This is a genomic window from Dyadobacter sp. BE31, assembly GCF_031457695.1.
Taxonomy (GTDB): Bacteria; Bacteroidota; Bacteroidia; order Cytophagales; family Spirosomataceae; genus Dyadobacter.
This window is the reverse complement of the sequence record NZ_JAVDXA010000012.1, coordinates 1-18,786: the sequence shown is the minus strand read 5'-3', so window position 1 is coordinate 18,786 and position 18,786 is coordinate 1. Positions and strand designations below refer to the sequence as shown.

18 protein-coding genes are annotated in these 18,786 nt (G+C 43.4%); 4 read left to right on the top strand and 14 right to left on the bottom strand.

Features of this window, described 5'->3' with window-relative positions:
• Positions 1–443 precede the first annotated feature (443 nt).
• The 4 genes from J2Y43_RS33710 to J2Y43_RS33205 form a co-directional block, all read right to left on the bottom strand.
• Positions 444–761, bottom strand: a complete 318-nt coding sequence (locus J2Y43_RS33710) for a DUF6660 family protein (RefSeq protein ID WP_409021155.1) — start codon at positions 759–761, stop codon at positions 444–446.
• 106 nt (positions 762–867) lie between these two features.
• Positions 868–1,701 carry a metallophosphoesterase gene (locus J2Y43_RS33215; RefSeq protein ID WP_291036835.1) on the bottom strand — a complete coding sequence of 278 codons (834 nt, stop codon included), beginning with the start codon at positions 1,699–1,701 and terminating at the stop codon, positions 868–870.
• 8 nt (positions 1,702–1,709) lie between these two features.
• On the bottom strand, positions 1,710–3,125 hold the full coding sequence (locus J2Y43_RS33210; RefSeq protein WP_291036837.1) for a hypothetical protein: 1,416 nt from the start codon (positions 3,123–3,125) through the stop codon (positions 1,710–1,712).
• On the bottom strand, positions 3,115–3,732 hold the full coding sequence (locus J2Y43_RS33205) for an RNA polymerase sigma factor (protein WP_291036838.1): 618 nt from the start codon (positions 3,730–3,732) through the stop codon (positions 3,115–3,117). The genes J2Y43_RS33210 and J2Y43_RS33205 overlap by 11 nt, the downstream gene beginning before the upstream one ends.
• Before the next feature lie 234 nt (positions 3,733–3,966).
• Between J2Y43_RS33205 and J2Y43_RS33200 the strand changes: the two genes are divergently transcribed.
• The gene (locus tag J2Y43_RS33200; RefSeq protein WP_291036840.1) at positions 3,967–4,575 is read left to right on the top strand and encodes an HD domain-containing protein; all 609 of its coding nucleotides are present in this window, start codon (positions 3,967–3,969) and stop codon (positions 4,573–4,575) included.
• 48 nt (positions 4,576–4,623) lie between these two features.
• On the top strand, positions 4,624–5,316 hold the full coding sequence (locus J2Y43_RS33195) for a DUF1345 domain-containing protein (RefSeq protein ID WP_291036842.1): 693 nt from the start codon (positions 4,624–4,626) through the stop codon (positions 5,314–5,316).
• A gap of 578 nt (positions 5,317–5,894) precedes the next feature.
• On the opposite strand, the gene J2Y43_RS33190 is transcribed toward J2Y43_RS33195, so the two are convergent.
• Both J2Y43_RS33190 and J2Y43_RS33185 read right to left on the bottom strand, forming a co-directional pair.
• A complete protein-coding gene (locus J2Y43_RS33190) occupies positions 5,895–6,596 on the bottom strand; it encodes a hypothetical protein (RefSeq protein WP_291036844.1) in 702 nt (233 codons plus the stop codon).
• A 67-nt stretch (positions 6,597–6,663) separates the two neighbouring features.
• Positions 6,664–9,972 (bottom strand): C25 family cysteine peptidase, encoded by a 3,309-nt coding sequence (locus J2Y43_RS33185; protein WP_309993677.1) that lies wholly within the window; start codon positions 9,970–9,972, stop codon positions 6,664–6,666.
• A gap of 281 nt (positions 9,973–10,253) precedes the next feature.
• Here J2Y43_RS33185 and J2Y43_RS33180 point away from each other — a divergent pair, with 281 nt between their 5' ends.
• Positions 10,254–10,820: a hypothetical protein gene (locus tag J2Y43_RS33180; RefSeq protein ID WP_291036848.1), complete on the top strand. Its 567-nt coding sequence runs from the start codon at positions 10,254–10,256 to the stop codon at positions 10,818–10,820.
• A gap of 109 nt (positions 10,821–10,929) precedes the next feature.
• Here the strand turns inward: J2Y43_RS33180 and J2Y43_RS33175 are convergent, their stop codons facing one another.
• The 6 genes from J2Y43_RS33175 to J2Y43_RS33150 all read right to left on the bottom strand — a co-directional run bounded on the left by J2Y43_RS33175 (position 10,930) and on the right by J2Y43_RS33150 (position 16,606).
• On the bottom strand, positions 10,930–12,156 hold the full coding sequence (locus J2Y43_RS33175) for a hypothetical protein (protein WP_291036850.1): 1,227 nt from the start codon (positions 12,154–12,156) through the stop codon (positions 10,930–10,932).
• Entirely contained in the window at positions 12,153–12,596 is a 444-nt protein-coding gene (locus tag J2Y43_RS33170) for a ubiquinol-cytochrome c reductase iron-sulfur subunit (RefSeq protein ID WP_291036851.1), read from the bottom strand. Before J2Y43_RS33170 ends, J2Y43_RS33175 begins: the two co-directional genes overlap by 4 nt.
• Positions 12,597–12,601: 5 nt before the next feature.
• Positions 12,602–13,798 (bottom strand): di-heme oxidoredictase family protein, encoded by a 1,197-nt coding sequence (locus J2Y43_RS33165; RefSeq protein ID WP_291036852.1) that lies wholly within the window; start codon positions 13,796–13,798, stop codon positions 12,602–12,604.
• A 746-nt stretch (positions 13,799–14,544) separates the two neighbouring features.
• Positions 14,545–14,826 carry a hypothetical protein gene (locus J2Y43_RS33160; RefSeq protein ID WP_291036854.1) on the bottom strand — a complete coding sequence of 94 codons (282 nt, stop codon included), beginning with the start codon at positions 14,824–14,826 and terminating at the stop codon, positions 14,545–14,547.
• 11 nt (positions 14,827–14,837) lie between these two features.
• Positions 14,838–15,995: a hypothetical protein gene (locus J2Y43_RS33155; protein ID WP_309993681.1), complete on the bottom strand. Its 1,158-nt coding sequence runs from the start codon at positions 15,993–15,995 to the stop codon at positions 14,838–14,840.
• Positions 15,996–16,000: 5 nt separating this feature from the next.
• Entirely contained in the window at positions 16,001–16,606 is a 606-nt protein-coding gene (locus tag J2Y43_RS33150) for a recombinase family protein (protein WP_291036858.1), read from the bottom strand.
• Between the two features lie 341 nt (positions 16,607–16,947).
• On the opposite strand from J2Y43_RS33150, the gene J2Y43_RS33145 reads away from it, so the two are divergent.
• A complete protein-coding gene (locus J2Y43_RS33145) occupies positions 16,948–17,772 on the top strand; it encodes a hypothetical protein (RefSeq protein WP_309993684.1) in 825 nt (274 codons plus the stop codon).
• 194 nt (positions 17,773–17,966) lie between these two features.
• Here J2Y43_RS33145 and J2Y43_RS33705 read toward each other — a convergent pair whose 3' ends face one another.
• Positions 17,967–18,239: a MafI family immunity protein gene (locus J2Y43_RS33705; protein ID WP_409014535.1), complete on the bottom strand. Its 273-nt coding sequence runs from the start codon at positions 18,237–18,239 to the stop codon at positions 17,967–17,969.
• A 295-nt stretch (positions 18,240–18,534) separates the two neighbouring features.
• A partial coding sequence (locus tag J2Y43_RS33140) for a hypothetical protein (protein ID WP_309993686.1) occupies positions 18,535–18,786 on the bottom strand: 252 nt, incomplete at its 5' end.

Genomic DNA, 18,786 nt, shown 5'->3' with positions numbered 1-18,786 from the left:
CAAAAGAAGGCTCCACTGAGGGCAAGCGTAATATGTCCAGAAAGGAAATGTTGTGAAATCTGGTTAATGATTACAACGACTAGTCCAGACATTGTCTCTACCATGAATAGGGAAGCGAAGATCCTGGTTAGTTCCAACCGATTGTATTTAATAATCAACAGGACGATGAAACAATATAATGGAATCCAAACATAAAAATTGCTTAAATAAGTCGGGATAAAGCCGATGTTCAGATGTTTGGGTGTGACAATGAACTGATGCAAATTTTGATCTATTACCATATGCCATATATGTAAATGGGCAGCAACACCTGGGCGGACTATGCCATTTCAGCCATTCCGGGCCGTGGGCGCATAGTCGAGCTAAGGTCTTAATGTTATGATTGACGTATTTAAAGCGGTAAGCAGTGCCAGTAGCAATCGGGCAACTCAGTTAAGGAAGATTTAGAGTCTTGGCGGTTGCCAGATGGAGGCTAATTCGGAGCTAGCCTCAAAGCGCAGGTAGTAGAAGGCGGAAACATGATCGAGTGTAAGTGCTCGATTCTGTTGCGTTGGCTCAACTCTCTGATGTAACAAAGTGCTTGCACAGCATACACAGTTACAGAATGGTGTACACAGATCGGGCAGATGATGATCCGATTTCCCTTCAGTTTCTATTTTTTTATTAAATGATGCTTGTGAAGGACCTGACACTTTATCTGTACATGGCGCGCAAGCAAGTACCACAGTATAGATTATCATTAATATGAGAGCAATCCGCATCATCTCGCAAATTTACACTAAGAACTCATGCAACAGGTAGGCAAATGAAAACAGTTGATTAACCTAAGATGCAGTTGTGAGTACGGTTGAAAAAACAATTGATGACTTAAAAGGTTAAATCATTGATGCGGGTTTGATTGCTAAAATTATACTGATATGTTGAAAAGCTAGAATCGGAAACCTGTTGAACTATACGATAGCCGCGATAAGGCGTACCCCAGCTACTGCCGAAATGTCCGTCAAACAAAATTGCCTGTTGACCTACCATTATACCTGTATCTTTTGAGTGGTCATGGCCATGAAAAATGGCACGTATATTCGAGTAACGGGAAATAACTTTTGGTATTTCAGGGCATTCCTGGGTGGTGTTAACTCGAAAGTACGGTATATGCATAAATAGGAACGTGGGATCACTTTTGCCAACACTCTGCATCATCTTCTCGATCCAAATTGGATTTCCACATAGCGTATCGCCAGCCTGGTTTGAAGTATCTACCAGTAACAGAGTAAAGTTTTTTCTGGAAATAATTTGATTAGGGGGATATCCCCAGACCGATTCCCAAACCTGGTCCGAGACCCTATCATGGTTACCTCTTGTAACAAAATATGGGCAAGGGAGCTTATCGAGATATGCTTTGGCTTCATCAAGTAAATTTGTTGCTGTTCTATGAACTATGTCGCCATTGATTACTGTGAAGTGGAGTGGGGAAGCTTTGTGTTCTTTTGTAAGTGCAGTTATCAGGTCTTCAAAGTTTTGTCTCCAAGGGGTGCCAGTTTCCCCATAATGCCCGTCAGATGCGACTGCGAAGCGAATTAAGTTTTCTAGGGGCACCGTTTTTGTTTCAGACCGGCATGCCAAGGTCAAACTCGAAAATGCGCCGGCAGAGAGAAGTTTGATAGTCTGCCGACGGTTCATCAAGTTCAGAATGGGCTCACCCATAGTTTTTCTTAATTTATCGAATAAAGTAACTGAATTTTAGCTCCAAGGGAAAGATCCTTTTTCTCATAATCTGCCGTTCTTAATCCGCAACCGAGTGTTGGGGTCACCCGGACATGTATCCGGTTCCAGGTCCTCTCAACTCCAGCCATAGCAGAAACTGAGTTCAAAACGGGCCCATCGACCGTTGAGCGGTGCACTTTCTTGCCCAGCGAGGTATTGAGCTTCTGAAATTCGTAATGAGTCTTTCCGGAAGAGTAAACATTGAATTTTGTTCCCGCGCCAACTATAAATGCCCAGTTTGACGTGATGCGATGGCGATATGTCAGTATTATTGGGACTCGCAGGATTTGGTAGCTTTGTTTGATGTTGAGAAGTTCTATCTCTTTATCCACGCTAGGCTCGTATAAGTTTCGGAAGTTTACACCTGTCTGCTGTGTGAATTGTTCTGCTGTATGGTATCGGGCGCCCTTAACGCGCGTCCAATTAAGGCCTGTTTGAACACTCCATTTTTTTCCTAAACTTATTTCAGCAATCAGTGAGGATCCAATTTGCTCTTTGATCGCATCCAAAGCAATTCCCACATTGATGTTGGGACTTGATACACGTTTTGATGGTTCAACAATTTCACCGTATCTGTCTGCCGGGGGTATCTCGCCTACTGTATTGGGCTCTGATGCAGGTGTGAATAGATCTTTGTTCTCTTCTATGTTTATACTATCAGACATGAATGAATGATTTGTCTGATCTCGATGGTATTGTTCTGAATCATATCCGGCCGGCACAGCCACTAGGTTTGACGGCTGTTGCCGAGCCGGTATGAAAGCTAGCATTAAGGCATTATGCTTTTGTGTATCAATGTTCGAATCATAACCGACGGGCAAGAATTCCCGATTAAGGGCCCATTGCCACGTCGGCACAAAGTTTATATTGGCGAAAGCCTCCTGGTAAGTGTGTGTGGGTGGACCGGAAACGTTGAGTAAAGAAAGTGCGATTGACTGTGGATTTCTGTGGGTAGTGTTGTTGAAGTGAATTCGTTTAGCTTCGATTACGGGAATCGAGGTGTTAGTAGCAACTGGTCCGGTCTGCAACGGAGAAATTTTAGTGCTGAAACCACTATTCGCTGAGACCAATCGTTGTCCATTCCTTTTCAAACGATTACTGCTTTTGCTCCTCTTTTCTTGTAGGTTTATAGTAAGTTTATCCTTTATATCACCTCTGTGGTATTTTATATATCCGATCGACGTAATGAGCATTGTTGCTACTAGACCATACACGAAAAGAAATGTTGCAGAACTCCTATTTGCGTCCTTCTCTACGCCGACCACGAAGCGAAAGATAGTGTCAACTTCACTTTCCTTAGCTTTTTGGAGACTCACATCCAGCAACTTGCCTCGAATCTCATCGTCAAATTCCTCAGTTTCCATTGGACCTTTTATTTGGACAGTTGTATAGTTGATACAAGTCTGGATGACAGGCCTTGATCATAGTCTGCAGTTTTTTTCTCGCATCTCGAAGGTTGGACTTGGAGGTTCCTTCTTGAATGCCAAGCATCCCGGCGATTTCCTTATGAGAATATCCATCGACAACAAATAGAGTAAAGACAACCCTGTAGGCCGGGGGGAGCCCTTGGATTAATTCAAGAATCTCTTCTGAAGTTATAGCACTAATGGTATCGATATTCACATCAGCTACATCAATATCACCAAGTTCTTCGGTATTAAGTTGCCATTGCAAATTTTTCCGATGGTAACTAATAGCCGTATTGATGATGATTTTTCGAAACCATGACTTGAAAGGAAAGCTTACATCGTACTGCTTCAGATTCAAAAAAACTTTCAGAAATGAATCGTTGATAATCTCTTCGGCTTCCTCTCGATTAGCTGAATACCTTACTGCCACGCTTTTTGCATATCCTGCGAAATGGCGGATCAGGCAGCGTTGCGCTTGTGGATTCCTGAGTTTACAGGCTTCAAGGACACTATTCAGGTCCTGTTCATCGAATTTAGACTTCCTTTTGAACAGCAAGGTCAATAAGTAACGGCAAGATCTGTTTGAATTAATTATCAAAGCCTAGTACGCAGTTTTATCCTGAAAGGTGGGGTCTTGTATTAATTTTTTCGCGGCGGACCCAGCATCGATATTATGAGGTAACTAAAGTGAGTTTTTTTGGTCTATAACCCCACCTTTCTATCCCGTTGAACGTAATTGCGTATAGTTATAAGGGCTATTGTTAGACAAGGATGGGCAAATTAGAAGAGTTTGATTATGACTTATCAAGAATTAGGAACATTTTGCAAGAACTATGTAGCCCAGCTGTACGCAGGCCGAACCGACAAGTTTCTCATATTTCATAATCTAGCTCACACTTGCCGGGTGGTAGAGCGGGCAGAGCAGATCCTTTCTTACTATCAACTCCCTGATCGTGAAAGATTTGTAGTCATCGCTGCTGCACTTTTCCATGATGTCGGTTATCTGTACAACGATTTAGTTGCCCATGAGGAAACAGGTGCTGCTGTAGCTAACAAGTTATTGCAAAGCCAGAACGTGGACGAAGAGGACATTTTGGAGGTTTTGGGTTGTATTTTGGCAACGAGCCTACCCCAGCATCCAACAGGGCTTTTGCAGTCGATAGTTTGTGATGCGGATCTTTTTCATCTTGGGACGTCAGAATTCTTTCCACGGGATGCATTAATGCTTGCGGAGACGGAAGTGAGGAAAGGAATCAAAATTGCGCCTCGAACATGGATTGAATCGACAATAGAATTGATGGAAAATCATCACTTTCATACGCAGTACTGCAAAATGTTGCTAGATGGGCCGAAGGGAACAAATTTGGAGAAATTGAAAATTAAATTGGAACAGATACCCGAATAGTCTTTTGTTCTGTGTTTATATTCATGGATATATGTTTTCCGACGATATATGCAGATTATTAGTTTTATCAACAAGTTAGACGCCCATTATAAACTTGCGATTTCGCTATTCGTAGCAATAATCGCAATTGTGATAACTTCCTTTTTTGTTGAAAGACCTTTAAACTGGATGTTCGCGTGGTTGGCTTACAGCGTCACTCATCTCGGACTTGCGTGGACAACTATACTAAGTTCTCATCCTTCGGATGTAAGGCATGAGGTGCACCAGCAGGATTCAAGCCGCGCAATAATTTTTTTATTTGTTGTAAGTGCATCATTTGTTAGCCTGTTAGCCGTATTGTTTTTGCTTCAAGATGCGAGAAAAAATGCATCGTGGTCGGAATTGACCGGCCATGTTCTTCTCACATTTGCTTGCATAATTTTTTCTTGGGTCTTGATCCACACCATATTTACGCTCAGATATGCCCATCTTTTTTACTGCAACATTGAGGATGATCAAGATGGGAGGAATCAGCAACCATCAGGGGTTGACTTCCCAAACGAAACTGAACCTGACTATTTGGATTTTACTTATTTTGCCTTCGTGATAGGAATGACCTTCCAGGTATCTGATGTCAGTATTACATCAAAGGAGATTAGACGGCTAGCTCTTATCCACGGTGTGTTGTCATTTGCTTTCAATACCTTGCTTGTTGCATTGACAATCAATATTATATCCGGACTGATACAGAGTAAAGGGTAGTCCCTGGCACCCCACCAAATCGGCAATATTTTCGTACTGAGATATGATAGGCCACATCTTTATAATCAGGCGATAGGCCCAAAATGATCAATTGTAAGAAATGTGCACCGACTCATACTCAGCAATGGATTTGACCTTGGATAGCGTTCGAAATTTCTTATTGATTAAATGCGGAATCTTGCCAGAGCGGATCTCGCTGCAAGCGAATTTCCACAAAGATTTGGGAATGACGTTTGATGAAATTGATTTGCTGCTCAATTTTGTCAGTGATGAGACATCCATATTCTTCTCCCGACAAGTCAAAGAAAATATGTCAGACTTTTTCGATCTATTGATGTATATAAAAATAAAGGAGATTGAAATTTCATACGAAAGCATATCTTATTCCGATCTCGAAATATCATTTGCCTCCCTTGAGGACGCGCTTGTTAAGTTCAACTGATTACCATCACTAATGAAAATTCACCATATGTTTCAGAGTTGCCAGAATTCTGAGAGCTTTTCTTGAGTACAAGTGCTCAGGGATCGGACAGATGGTAATGCATCGTAAGGCCGTTGTGAATGCGGTGGCATAAATTTCAAAGATCCCCAAATTCCACAATTTGCCGGGACGTGCGAATACCGGATTCAATCTTGCCTGACCCTATGCAGTCGGTAGTTTGGCAAAGTTCCAATGCCGTGAGTTCATCGGCGACCAGCCCGATTCCTAGTGCATATTGTTTAGTAGAGATGTAGCGATTAATGATTGAGGTGTCGTTTCGCTCTATGACCATTAAAACCTGTTTAAAGACTTTAGTATTGATTGTCGCAGGTTGATTGATCTGGTCATATGAGAAGGGTGCGGGGCCATTGGTATTAAAGCTATTGCCGTTCCAGGTAACTCCTTTGGAGATCGGATAAACCATTGAAATAACTGGACGATTGTCCACGTTTGTAACTATCATTTCGGGATACTTTTTTACGGTATATTCTTTGACCTTTTGCCAATAACCTTTCGATGTGGTACGGCTTGACCTGATAACCAAGTAAGTAGCAATTCCCGCTGAATCCGAAACTAAACGGCTAATTTCGTCTTTTTCTTCCCAATTAGATATGGACGGCGTCTGCTGAGCAGTAGCATATACTTCCTGGCTGACCTGGTAGATTATATAGCGGCCCACAGTTAACGGAAAGAAGTCACGACTATTGCTGATCGCTGAGACGTCTCCAACGCATGAAACTATGGCGGTAAACAGTCCTATAATAATCGCGACACGCTGCACGCGTGCTCTAGAATGCATGTCCATCTAAACTGGTCAAATTGAATCGCGTTGTTTGCTTTCCATACAACACTTGTTGATAAATTGGTTAATTTGTAATATTCAGTCTGCCAGTAATCGTTTTTGCAGAACCATCACCTTTGCTGACAACTGCTTTGTAGATGTAGCTTCCTGAGCGGAGTTTGTCCGTCCAATACCAATCTTGGACGGATGCGAGCGGACGAAGGCTTTTTTTCGCCTGGACGATACCTTTCACGTCATAGATCGTGTAATCGACCTGTATGATTTTTTTCTGTTCAATGCCAGTCAAGCGGAATCGGACGTAATCGGTAGCAGGATTCGGCGAACAAACCAAATTGATGTCATCGGCTACCTGGGTGATTTGAAATTTTATTTGATAGGGGTTCTCCGGTGAGTTCCCGGAAACATCCTTCGTATTAACCAACACTTCGTAAACCCCCGGCAATGACAGATTAGCCCCATATTCTACTGAAATTGACCGGTCTGAACTCTGTCTGACTTTCAAATCCCTATACGCTATACGTTGGAAGTCGCAATTATTGTCAGCACATGGCTTGACGAAAATCTCCATCAGATTAGTGTCAACGGACATCAATCTGTCATCAGATAGTTCAAATTGAATCTTTGGTAATGGTCCAATTGCCTCCATATCCTGGATCATCCTGTCGTTAAATGTGACATCCAACACGGGGTGTACCAAATCCTTAACTCTTTCAATTGGATATAGGTATTGTGCGCTGGCCTGTTCCCAGTCAATTAGAAGTTCTGCGATATTATTTGATTCACTGAGTTCTCTGATAGAATTTTCCTGGTCCAGCTTTACTTCAATTTGCTTTAATGCTCCTTTGATGGGGAACTCAATCTGAACTGTATCCTGATTAGGTATGGCCGGGACAGTTTGATATTTAACTTCACTTGTCCCATTTTGATAAACGTACTTTAACGCAACCGACAATTTCTCTCCCGCGAAATATTTTCCACTGTTTTTGATTACAACTGAAGCTCTTAATTTGGTTGAATTACCCAAAGTCTTCTCTACGGACTCAGAGTATATGGTGATGCTTTCGTAATTATCAACCTTGTAATCCGGTAAGGATATATAAGCCATTTTCAAAGCTGGGTCACCCTGCAAAAGTGCTTGATGAGCATTGGCCACATCGTATTCTTGATAGCCGTTGGCGAATATCCGCTTTGCGACCTCTATCTGTATCTTTCCGATTGACTGCCCCGAAGTGGTTGGATCTTCAAAAAGCACAGAATACAATTTTTCCAAATAATTCTTAGTCGGGCTCACATAGGTGCTAAAAGTGTTTGCCATAATCGCAACGGTACCATGCTTGGGCGCAAGTATCCAGTCCTGAGATAATGCAATTCTGTTCGACGAAGAAGGGTTCGTACCTGTACGTCCGCTGAATACGTTTCCCACGCCGCATCCATTGAAATACATCAGCGGATACTTACCTTGATTATTATATGCCCGTGTCACATCGGTTATATAACCAAAGTCAAGGTCGGTAATCGTAGGGGAACCATGCCCAAAGTACGTCAAAAGTCCTACCCCTGAGTTGATTTCTGGCGTGATGTTAACCGTTTCTACCTCGCTGATTCCCTGCTGTTTTACAAATGGCTTCACCTTCCCACCGATGTAGCCTTTTTCAGCAATGGGTGCAAGACCGGCTAGAATGTTTTTGAGCTGCGTTATCTCGGAAGAAGATTTTCCACCATTTAGGTGCAGAATATTCTTTTTCCAACTTTGGTCCGTTGCATTGCTCTGTTCGTATTCCTTTACCTTTTCTAAGTAGTCATATATGTTCTTATTGTTCAGCGCTGCAAGTCGTCCGATTGGGACCGCGGCGATCTCTCTACCAGCGCCAGCCAGCCCTTCAACGAGCAAAATATCAGAACCTGGGAAGCCGATAGTGGGTACTTCATTGGGTAGTTCACGTACCATCCGCTCGTTGAAGGTCGTCGAGCTGCCAATCAAAAAAAGATTCTTTTCACGGTTACCGTCCGAAAGCATGTAATCCACAAATCGTCGTATTGCTATTGGACTTGGCTCGCCGAAGTTGAATTGATTATAAACATCTGTGATTTTTACAACCAAGGGAGCGAACGAGCCTCCTTGAGCTGACTTCCGATATTCTGCGTATGCAACAGCGCCAGCCTCAAGGGGTTGACTAGTTATGATGATGTAATCATATTTTTTAACTTCCGGGCTGACCATGTCCACATTTGAAATCTTGTCAGGTGCTATCTCGATAGGCTTGTTGGAAAGGTAAATTCTCAACGCGCTATTCTTAGTTCGCGAAATGCTCAGGTCTGTTCCTTTACCCTCCAGAATCCTTGGCGCAATTTGACTGGTAATATCATAGACCTTAGTTTCGGCAGTACCATCAGCTATTTTAAAGCGAGTATTTGCCTCTGAGGATTGGGGGAAATTTAACTCCTTACTACTTTGGCCGTTGAGAGCTATACGCTGATCATAAGTTATCGAATAGTAAGCAACTGAAAATCTTTCCAGCTTATCGGATGCCACAGACTTAAATACAAAAAGGCCGCTACCATCCGCATTCAGATCAGACTCTTCAAGAACAAATGAATATTTCGAAGCCGTGAAGTAGGCATTTGCTATTGCACCGACCTTGCGCACCGAATTCTCGTTCTTACCGGCATAAACTTCGATAGAGCGTGCATTGTTGCTTCGTCCGTGAACCATCACACTCACGAGCGGGCGACTACCAATAATTTTTCCTGTGAGTTTAAAGTTGTAACTAATTGATTTTCCGGCGAGGACGGTAACTCCTGTCTTGCTAGCCCCTTTTTCGAAAAAACTGTTGAAAAAGTTAGCTCTTATCGGGCTAAGTGTACTTAACGAATACTCGTTAGAAAATGCCTGCACATCAGTTTGTTGATGGAATTCAGTAATAGCACCATTTACAGGGCTTGACCCTACGATTTTTGCCCTAAGTCCATTTTCTTTTCCAACAGTTAGAAAATATGCACTTACATCCGAATACATGCTTACATAAGGATTCATACGGCTGTTCATAGGGCGATAAAGAAGGGAGTCTGTCGAACCATCGTTTGGTACTCCATAAAAGAGAATTTCATTATTAGCGACACTTAAAATAGCGACTTGGCTCCCACGATGCCATAACTGGAGCTTTTCAGGTCGATTAACTGAAAATTTTGCTGGTAGCGCCGAAAATGCCACTCTATGAATCCCCTTAGCTGAAACTTTCAGCTTCACATAGGGTTGGTCATCTGAAATCCATTGATTGGTATAGGGAGGTCTCGCTTGCCCGTATAAAGTAAGGGGTGCATATAAACCAAGAAATACTAGCAGTCGCAGATTAAGAAGGGCTCGGAATGACATAGCTGACCTGAGTTACAAGTAACAATTTTCATTTCACGATCCATCGATCAAATGGCCGTCGTGCATCTATACGACCAACAGGAAGGTTTGGTGGGGTCGCTCAATCCAAAAAAGTGTGAATGAAAGAGGCGCGTCCGAATTTCTATCAGATTGTTCGAAAGGATAGCGCGGGAAATCAGCGAGTTGACGATGGCAAAAGTTTGGCATGCTGCCAGCGGGCAAGATTTTGGCGAAGGCCTTTATGGTTAAAAGAAATGGTTGAAAATTAACGTTAATAGAAGATGATTAGAAAAAACCTATTCTCTGTCATAGGTGCGATTATTTTTTCTTTGACGGCGTTGTATTTAGGCTATACAGCTCTGGGCTTTTGGGCTATGCTCGTATTTACATTTGGTTACCTTGGAGGCTTTCTATTCTGGCTCGTTTTTTATAAAAAATTAGAAATTAGAGCAATACTGGCGCCCTATTTTTTAACGCTCGTTCTATTTATCATTCACAAAATAGAGGAGCGGCAGCAAGCCTTCTTTCCGGCATTATCCCAATTGACTGGCAAGCCGGTACCAGAAGCGGACTCGATGCCTGCAATTGGATTGTATGCCGTTGCAGTCGTCTGGTTAATGATTCCATTACTTGTTTGGAAGAAACAGGCTTTTGGCACTTATCTTACCTGGACCTTCTTTGCATCCATGGGAATTAGCGAGCTGGCGCATTTTATTTTCCCACTGTTTACAGATCATCCTTATGGTTATTTTCCAGGAATGTGGAGTGTGATCCCCCTGGCTCCGGCAGCCTGGTGGGGAATACTAAAAAGTATAAAAATTAATTCAGATTCAAGGTCTTCAGCTTAAAATAGTGAGGGCGGAGCAGACTGCGTTTTGCAATCCAGAATTTTTGCTTGCACACTTTCCTAACCTATATAAATCGGAATTATGAAAACGTAGTTACTCGGAATGTGTTTCAGAAATAGGTCGAAAATCCAAGTTGGATACCCCCGGTTCTAGTGGCTGGGTTTCCCAGAAAATCCGTTTGCCACTGATAGCGATAATTAGCCCGGATCACGGTTTGCGGCGCGGGGCGAAAGCTCAATGCAAGGGATGCACCATAAATATGGTCCGCTATCCTAGCATTATTTTCTGCGAAGCTGCCAATATTATAGTCAGCGTATTCCCCACGGCCGGCTACGTTAATGACGCTTTCGGACCATCCAAGTATCCGCCCTTTGATGATTGGTTGAACAATATCGATAAAACCTCCCTGTTGCCTATTTCCGAACTGCTGCGAATATGTTGAAGGGATGTCAACCCAGGCCCAAACCCATTCGCCATTGATAATGGTCTTCGATCGCAAGGTTGTGTTCACATCCAGTGCAAGGAAATTAAGATATCTCTTGTGATCAAGCCGGATCCCATCGTTTTGAAATTTATTGTAAACCCCGTTCATCCATGATACTCCCAACTCTGCTATCTTCCTGTGCCTGATCGCCATCTTGGCCGTTTTGAGTGGTGTACCATTAAAGCTTTCTTCGAACCGATCGGTATTCAGTTTTACGGCAGGAAACCAAGTTCTGTTTTCGGTATTGTCGATAATCTGGTCATTAAAACCATTACTCAGATATGCCTCGTAAGCCCATACCCAATTTTTGCGGGCTATCTTTCCGAACAAACCAAAACCAACATTACTCCAAGTGCTTGGAATGATCGTCGTAGATGAGATCGGCCTATCGACAAATTCCCATTTGGGGCCATCGTGATTTTGGTTGAAGGAGCCGATCGGATTCATAATAACGCCGCCGCGCAAATTTAATAGTGGGTGGAGCTCTATATCCAACGCCGCGAACTCTATATTGACCTCTTTTCCTCCTTCTTCAAATTCGATTTCTGTCATAAACTTAATGCGCTGCCGGATAGTGGCAGACATGAATACTGTCAAACGTGGAATTTGAAAAGACAGGCCGTCGCTAACACCGTCCGAGCTGAAATAGCTACTGTTTGCTTCGAGGTATCCGCCCAGGGCGACCGGCATTTTACCCATTTGCAGAAACGGCCGGTCATAAACCGCATCCATATTAAGTTTCAGCTTACTAGAATCCTGTTTGACACGCGAGAAGAAAAAACTTGTATCGCTTTGCGCATGCAGACAAACTGGGATATATAGCAGAAAAATTAAAAATAGAAAATGTCTCATGCCAGATCAATCAATATGTTAATGCCTTCCGCCCTGACAGTAAATTGTCGAAGAGCTTCTTTTGCGGGGCCCTTAATAACTTTTCCATATTTATCGTATTCACTTCCGTGGGCAGAGCATGAAAGCAAGTCGCCATGTACACTGACTTCGTTACCCTGATGGCTGCATTTTAGCCACAGTGCTGTGTAATGGTCATTGCCATTGTCGTACACGGCCACGGGGAATTTTAGGCCTTCCACATTGACCACTACTACCAGCCGCTCTAGCTTTTCTCCTGATTTTTTAATCTCGGTGAAAGCCTGTTTTGGAAACGATATCACATTTTTCGTCACAGTGCCCTGCACAGAGTAAACGCTCGCGCAGGCTGTTAGCCCCAATGCCAATGCTGCGAATCCGACACACGAAATTCCACAAGTTTTTATAAAGTCTTTTCTTTCCATTGTAGTTAAAGTGATTCTAGGAATTGGATGAGTTTATTCTGATCCGAGCTCGTAAGATTCTCAAAACGGTCTCTGCTGCGCTGGCCCTCGCCGCCGTGCATCAGGATTGCTGCACGGACACTGGTAGCCCTGCCGTCGTGCATAAGGAAGTATTTGCCGCCCTGTGAGCGCGGCGACAAGCCGAGTCCCCAAAGTGGAGGGGTTCGCCATTCTGCACTCGTTGCGCTGCCTTCGGTGTAACCATCATCAAGTTCTGGTCCGACATCATGTAACAGCAGGTCGGTATATGGGTGAAATGTCTGGTTAGATAGTGAGGCAATGGGGGAGTTACCGGTTTTCAAAGTTTGCCGGTGACACCCCTCACAACCTATATCTATAAACGTTTGTTTTCCCTGCTGCACTTGTGCATTCCCTGTGTTTCTCGGGGTTGGAGCTTTTAGGGTTTGCAAATAGAATACAACATCATAGATCGTTTGGCTTGAAATTTCGGGATCAATATCCTGACCATGATAAATGTCCTTTGGCGAAAAAACCGAACTTATCCCGATATCTTGACTATATGCATTTACCGTTTGGTGTAATAAATTATAGGCAGCAGCCTTTTTCCCAAACCGGTGAATGTATTTCCCATCCTTTTCAACCGCATTAGTGGCCGCTGTGATAAAGGCGGGCAACGTTCCATACGAGGGAACGCCCGAGACTCCGTCACCATTGCTATCCAACGGATCTGCCATGGAGAGAATTTCTTGATCTGATACAAGCTCCAGGAATCCAAGACCCGTATTTGCCGGTGGGGTAAACTTGGAAAAAGTAGCACCAGATGGGATTTTCTCAGGTAGATAGCCAGGTATCGCCCTGTTCTGCAGTTGAGGACCACCCAGGTGCAGATATTTATTGCCGGTTTGATCTTTTTGGCCAAAGCGAGTCAACGTAGAAAACGGTGTGCCCTTTCCATCACCTGCATGGCAGCTTCCGCAACTTGTCGAGACAAAAATGGGCCCTAGGCCTTTGCTTGCCGTAAACACGTCGTTGTTAAAAGCTGCGTCGCCCAATAAAAAGCGCTTTTGATTTTCCGGGGACAGACCATTCACGGGACCGTCTAAAACCTGATCTTCTGGTCGGGCGCCAGGCAACATGCTGTCGCACGAATAGATGGAAAGACACCCTAACACTACCGTCCAAAATAGTAACCACTGTTTCATTTAGCCCGTTATTTGAATAATATTTAGACAAACCTAAATAAATTAAATGAAATACCTAAAAAAAACTTTAGATGTAGTTTTTAAGAATGAGATTAGCCTCTATAAATTCAGCAATTGTGCGTCGACTGACTTATCGATTTTGTCTTTATGTTTGGGAATTTGCTCGCGCGAAGGCTTGTGCATTTACGACAGCTATCGCTTGTTGGGGGAGATGTAACCGATGGTAAATACCCTCTCGTTTACGATTATGGTATATATTCTTATCGATTTACTGCTGAAACAGCGGAGACGCATCATTTCAGAAAGTGATCGGGATAGCTATTCAAAAAAAGATGCTAAAGCCCAGAAACACTGGCGAAGGCTTGATCGGGATCCTTTACAATGGGCGATGCGTATGGACATTGGCCTCGAACCAAAATATGGGTTCAAGATATGCAATACCGAACTGACTAACAGGCAGTGGAATATCGGAGCATACGTAGCGGCAATTACGCTGGATGCTCCACGGCAATGGTAACGGTGACCAGACTCCACTCTTTAAGTATATCGTCACAGTAGCTGATTTTCATCAAGTGATCCATTGTCAGTTGTTCGCTCAAAAGTTGCGGCATAAGAGCTTCTTCTGGATACACCAGGTTGTTTTTTACCTTCCCCATATCAGCACCCCTGACGATGCATCGATTCTGGCTAGCGCATTAAAAGTCTTCTGGTATTCCATATCGTTGGCCCTTTGGTTGTATTTCAAGTCAAGCCGAATAACCCAATGATCTTATCTGATCAACAAGGGTAAATATATTGCCAATTGGTTCAAGCTCATCACCGTAATAGTGCTCGATACTACCGTCATGGGTAATATGAATGTGCCTGGTAGTCCCGCTTCCATATTTTTCCCACAGGGTTAAATAGCCGAGTTCAGAGTCTTCCACGTGCCCAAATTCAGTTGGTCCACAGCCTGTTGTTACCAGCTGGAAAATGGTTTTACATGCCTTCTGATCGTTAATCAGGTCTGCCAAAGATTTATACTCCATAGATGTCAGGTTTAGAAATCAACTACAATTTTGCGTATCAGCGCATACTCCTGGTGAGCCAAGATATCAATTTCACCGGAAGTAGCTGTATGCACCTGGTCGCGGAAACGCTTTACACGCGATAGCATTGGCGAGATGATCGTGTTACTATGGCTTACGAAATCATTAAGGTCAGCTTCGCTAGCCGGTAACTTGTACCCGCGGGAGCTGCTTGCGATCAGCACGCCGGCGTCCCGCAGTTGGGCTATCACCTTTGTTTGAAAATAATGTAAAGAAACTTTCTTGCCTGTCCTTGCCCTGATGTGCTCCATTAGTTCAAAGCTGGTGATGTAACGCGTCGGATTGATATGCCTGAAATGGAAAAGTAAATACCCTAAACAGCTTACCTGGTCTTTCAGCTGCGGAACCGGACTTAGTGACTTGCGGTGTAGAAAGTCATTGGCCAGATTGGTACTCAAAGTGGCCAGTGTTTCATTGTAGTTTTCACAGGAATATGGCACTTGCACTATACTTGTACGGAAAGTGTCAGGGAAAAACTGGACCGAAAGTAGCTTGCGGCGAAGCAGTTCAATATATTCACCGCGCTGGTCAGTAATTACAGTCTCGTCATAACAACGTGCAAGTGTGCCAGCGATATAGCCCGCTGCCTGGACTAGTCCATCATTTTCAATTCCGGCAAAGCCAAAGGTGGACTCATTAAATAGATTGGAAATATGATTCTGCTCAACATATTTGACAAACCCTTTCATAAAGGTGTTATCGCCGATCGGGCCACTTACCAAGTCAAGGTTTGGTAGCAAACGGAACAGCTCCCGATCTGCGAGGCTATGAAGAAATTTATGAAACGAGCCCTTGTAACGCAGTCCCTCTCCTATCAACTGCCGCTTGTCGACAATGACGGCAAAAACCTTAAACGGTGCTTCGTCGATGTCTTCCAGGATTTCTTTCTGCTTTTCATGATTGTTGGCCGTCAGTTCGGGATCTAGGTTGCCACCTGCAAAATGCCGAATTCGCACAGCTTCGATGACCCGTTTGGCAGAAGCAATGTCTTCTTTGTTAAGAATGATTGCGGTGATAATGAAATGAGTGGTTGGCACTTCTACCCCACGCTTGGACAAATCGAGGGTGTCATTACCCCATTCGGACAAAAAGGCAACAGTCTGCTGCATGGTTCTTAGTATTGCGCTGATGATTGTTTTTCATTTTCTGAGCGGTGCTGCTGCTCGATCTCTTTGATGTACCGGTAGACCGTAGCCCTGCTAATGCCTAAGACTTTACCAATTTCTTCGCCGGTCTTGTCTTTCTTGTCGTAAAGTGCCTTCGCTGCATGTGCCTTTGACATGGCCGCCTTGCTTAGTCCTTTGGGCTTCCCTCCCATCCTTCCCCTGGCGCGCGCGGCCGAGAGCCCGGCCTTGGTCCGCTCCCGGATAAGGTCACGCTCAAATTCGGCCAACGATGCGAATATGTTGAAGATCAACCGGCCTTGCGCAGTCGTCGTATCGATCGCGTCGTTCAGGCTCCGGAATCCGATCTGCCGCTCTTGAAATTCATTGATCAGATGGATCAGGTCTTTCAGTGACCGGCCTAGGCGGTCGAGCTTCCAAACGATGATCGTGTCGCCCTCCCTTGCCGAGTCGAGCAGCTTGTTAAGCTCTGGGCGCTCTTTGACTGAAGAGACCTTCTCGCGAAAGATGCGTTCACACCCCGACCTTTTCAAGTCGTCAATTTGTAGGTTCAGGTTCTGATCTTGGGTAGAAACCCGGGCGTATCCAAAAATCATATCATTTGTCTCACTTATTCAGCCAAATATAAAAAATAAGACATAGAAAAATGAGATAAAGATTTAAGACGAATTTATATAACTAAAAACATAGTAAGTTGATATGTCACCTGTTCTCATTAAACGCACCATAATTGAGACAAAAATAGGATGGGTAAGATCGTAGAATTGCTTTTGAATTCGTAGCAACAAATAATCTTTGTTATATATAAGAATATTATATATTTGTGGAGAGTTTGCTGAGTTGCCGGTATCCTGGCATAGCGTATGTTAAATTCGAACGATTCCTTCTTTCGTTTAAGTTTATTCAGGTGAAAATTGAGATTTTAAATCTGCTAGTTATGATAACTCGTCAAAACCTAAAAATCTGGATGATATCCTTATGGGTGCTGTTTTGCTTTAATGTTTTCGCGACAGCGCAGAATCCAGATAGGCTTGTTTACAAAGGAGATACACTTTTCATTTTCGCGAATCCTCTCGAAGAGCTATATAAAAATGATTCAATCAGACCCAAATTTTTTGCCAAGCAAGCAGCCTGTATCACAACTGCCTGCTGGCGCGGTTACATAGCGGATTGGAAAATTGAAAACGGTCAACTCTACTTGACCGGCATATCTAGTTGCTGCTTCCGAGATGATGGCGTCCGTGCTAATTTGGAAAGCCTATTTGGCGACAAGGTCACCGACGGTATTGTCAAGGCTGATTGGTTTTCTGGAAATATTATCGCTCCGCAGGGGAAGCTGCTACACTATGTCCATCTCGGATATCAATCAATTTATGAAAGGGAGCTTGAATTTTGTTTTAAAGATGGACGCCTCAGTGGGACGAAAATGTACGACAATTCAAAAACGAGGGAGTCAATTTACAGTAAAATCCCAGGCAAACTGCAAGAATTCATATACTCGAAAATTAGTTGGGATAAGTTGACCGATATGGGGGATGAAGAGATTAGGGTGTTTGTCTCGTTTTCCGCCAATGAGAACGGTGTAGTGGATAGTGTCAGGGTTTTGAGAGGACAAAACCCAGATTGTAATGTCGAGGCAATCCGTGTAGTGAGACTAATTCCTGAGTGGGATGTTTTTTACCGTCTTGGGAAACATCAAAGAACTAGCTGGATGCTTCCAGTGATATTCAGCAGTTCTAATCGAAAAAAATACAGCAAATAGTGTGTCTGAGCGTTGAATCTGTAATCGCCGTTTTACTGTACGCGTCAGATTTGATTGCAAATGACGAAAGTTTAGAAGTTGCCCGATGATTTCTGAGATTACAGCAGCCGCACAACATTTCGGAGCGTCTGCAAAAATGACCGTGGCTGTTGCACAACTCGGAGGCATGTGAAGTCTGGTTGTACCGAAGACGGCTACTTTGAAGGTCGTATCAACTTTGATATATATTCGTATTCCTGGCCGCTCAATGACATTTTGCGGGCTATGACTTCTATCTGGAGGTACAATTCTGAATCGATTAAAATGTTGTATTCAAACATTTGTGTTACGATCGTATCGAATGCCAAACCAAATTCATGGTAATCAAGAAATGAGCTTGCCTCGATGCAATCCTTTTCAGGTAATCCAAATGATTCGCACTTCGATATTAAGTCACGTATCTCTGTATTAAGTGATTTTCTAAACATTTTAGTTGAATAAACCAAGTTTGGTACTTCCTTGTCAGCGAGTAGTTTTGAAACTTCAGAAATGTAAGGAACGAAAAATTACTTGGAAAAGCTCTTCGTCAGCTTCTAACTTTCAGATCGCGTTTCTAAGGAAAATTTCTATCGATGGCTTTACGAATGCTCGATTTACAGTTTCTATACAATGACACCCGCAATCTGTATGGCAGTGCTGGGGTAAGCTTACAGTTCCAACACCGGTTTTATTGAAGTCACCAAATCTGACTTGGCGGAGAAGACATACTTCGTATTTAACATATCAACCATCTGAATTCGGCGGCGAGCCATCTGTCTCAAATAAAGGAAATATTTGAGACTTTAATCGATTCAACTCCATTTGTGCTGTTGTAAATGATCGATTTCCCATTACACCCCGGGTACTAGTTCGGTTTAAACCAATCAGGGATTGTTGCCTTATGGATATACCGGAGGATGTTGACCCCTTAAAATCCGGAATGTCTTGGAATGTTAAAGTGGCCTGATTCGCTGGAATCGACTGCCATTCCGGCAC

What these genes read in the sequence shown, in the direction of transcription:
- J2Y43_RS33710 (WP_409021155.1), bottom strand. Translation starts at nt 761, where the DNA reads ATGCGGATTGCTCTCATATTAATGATAATCTATACTGTGGTACTTGCT.
- J2Y43_RS33215 (WP_291036835.1), bottom strand. Translation starts at nt 1,701, where the DNA reads ATGGGTGAGCCCATTCTGAACTTGATGAACCGTCGGCAGACTATCAAA.
- J2Y43_RS33210 (WP_291036837.1), bottom strand. Translation starts at nt 3,125, where the DNA reads ATGGAAACTGAGGAATTTGACGATGAGATTCGAGGCAAGTTGCTGGAT.
- J2Y43_RS33200 (WP_291036840.1), top strand. Translation starts at nt 3,967, where the DNA reads ATGACTTATCAAGAATTAGGAACATTTTGCAAGAACTATGTAGCCCAG.
- J2Y43_RS33195 (WP_291036842.1), top strand. Translation starts at nt 4,624, where the DNA reads ATGCAGATTATTAGTTTTATCAACAAGTTAGACGCCCATTATAAACTT.
- J2Y43_RS33190 (WP_291036844.1), bottom strand. Translation starts at nt 6,596, where the DNA reads ATGCATTCTAGAGCACGCGTGCAGCGTGTCGCGATTATTATAGGACTG.
- J2Y43_RS33185 (WP_309993677.1), bottom strand. Translation starts at nt 9,972, where the DNA reads ATGTCATTCCGAGCCCTTCTTAATCTGCGACTGCTAGTATTTCTTGGT.
- J2Y43_RS33180 (WP_291036848.1), top strand. Translation starts at nt 10,254, where the DNA reads ATGATTAGAAAAAACCTATTCTCTGTCATAGGTGCGATTATTTTTTCT.
- J2Y43_RS33175 (WP_291036850.1), bottom strand. Translation starts at nt 12,156, where the DNA reads ATGAGACATTTTCTATTTTTAATTTTTCTGCTATATATCCCAGTTTGT.
- J2Y43_RS33170 (WP_291036851.1), bottom strand. Translation starts at nt 12,596, where the DNA reads ATGGAAAGAAAAGACTTTATAAAAACTTGTGGAATTTCGTGTGTCGGA.
- J2Y43_RS33165 (WP_291036852.1), bottom strand. Translation starts at nt 13,798, where the DNA reads ATGAAACAGTGGTTACTATTTTGGACGGTAGTGTTAGGGTGTCTTTCC.
- J2Y43_RS33160 (WP_291036854.1), bottom strand. Translation starts at nt 14,826, where the DNA reads ATGGAGTATAAATCTTTGGCAGACCTGATTAACGATCAGAAGGCATGT.
- J2Y43_RS33155 (WP_309993681.1), bottom strand. Translation starts at nt 15,995, where the DNA reads ATGCAGCAGACTGTTGCCTTTTTGTCCGAATGGGGTAATGACACCCTC.
- J2Y43_RS33150 (WP_291036858.1), bottom strand. Translation starts at nt 16,606, where the DNA reads ATGATTTTTGGATACGCCCGGGTTTCTACCCAAGATCAGAACCTGAAC.
- J2Y43_RS33145 (WP_309993684.1), top strand. Translation starts at nt 16,948, where the DNA reads ATGATAACTCGTCAAAACCTAAAAATCTGGATGATATCCTTATGGGTG.
- J2Y43_RS33705 (WP_409014535.1), bottom strand. Translation starts at nt 18,239, where the DNA reads ATGTTTAGAAAATCACTTAATACAGAGATACGTGACTTAATATCGAAG.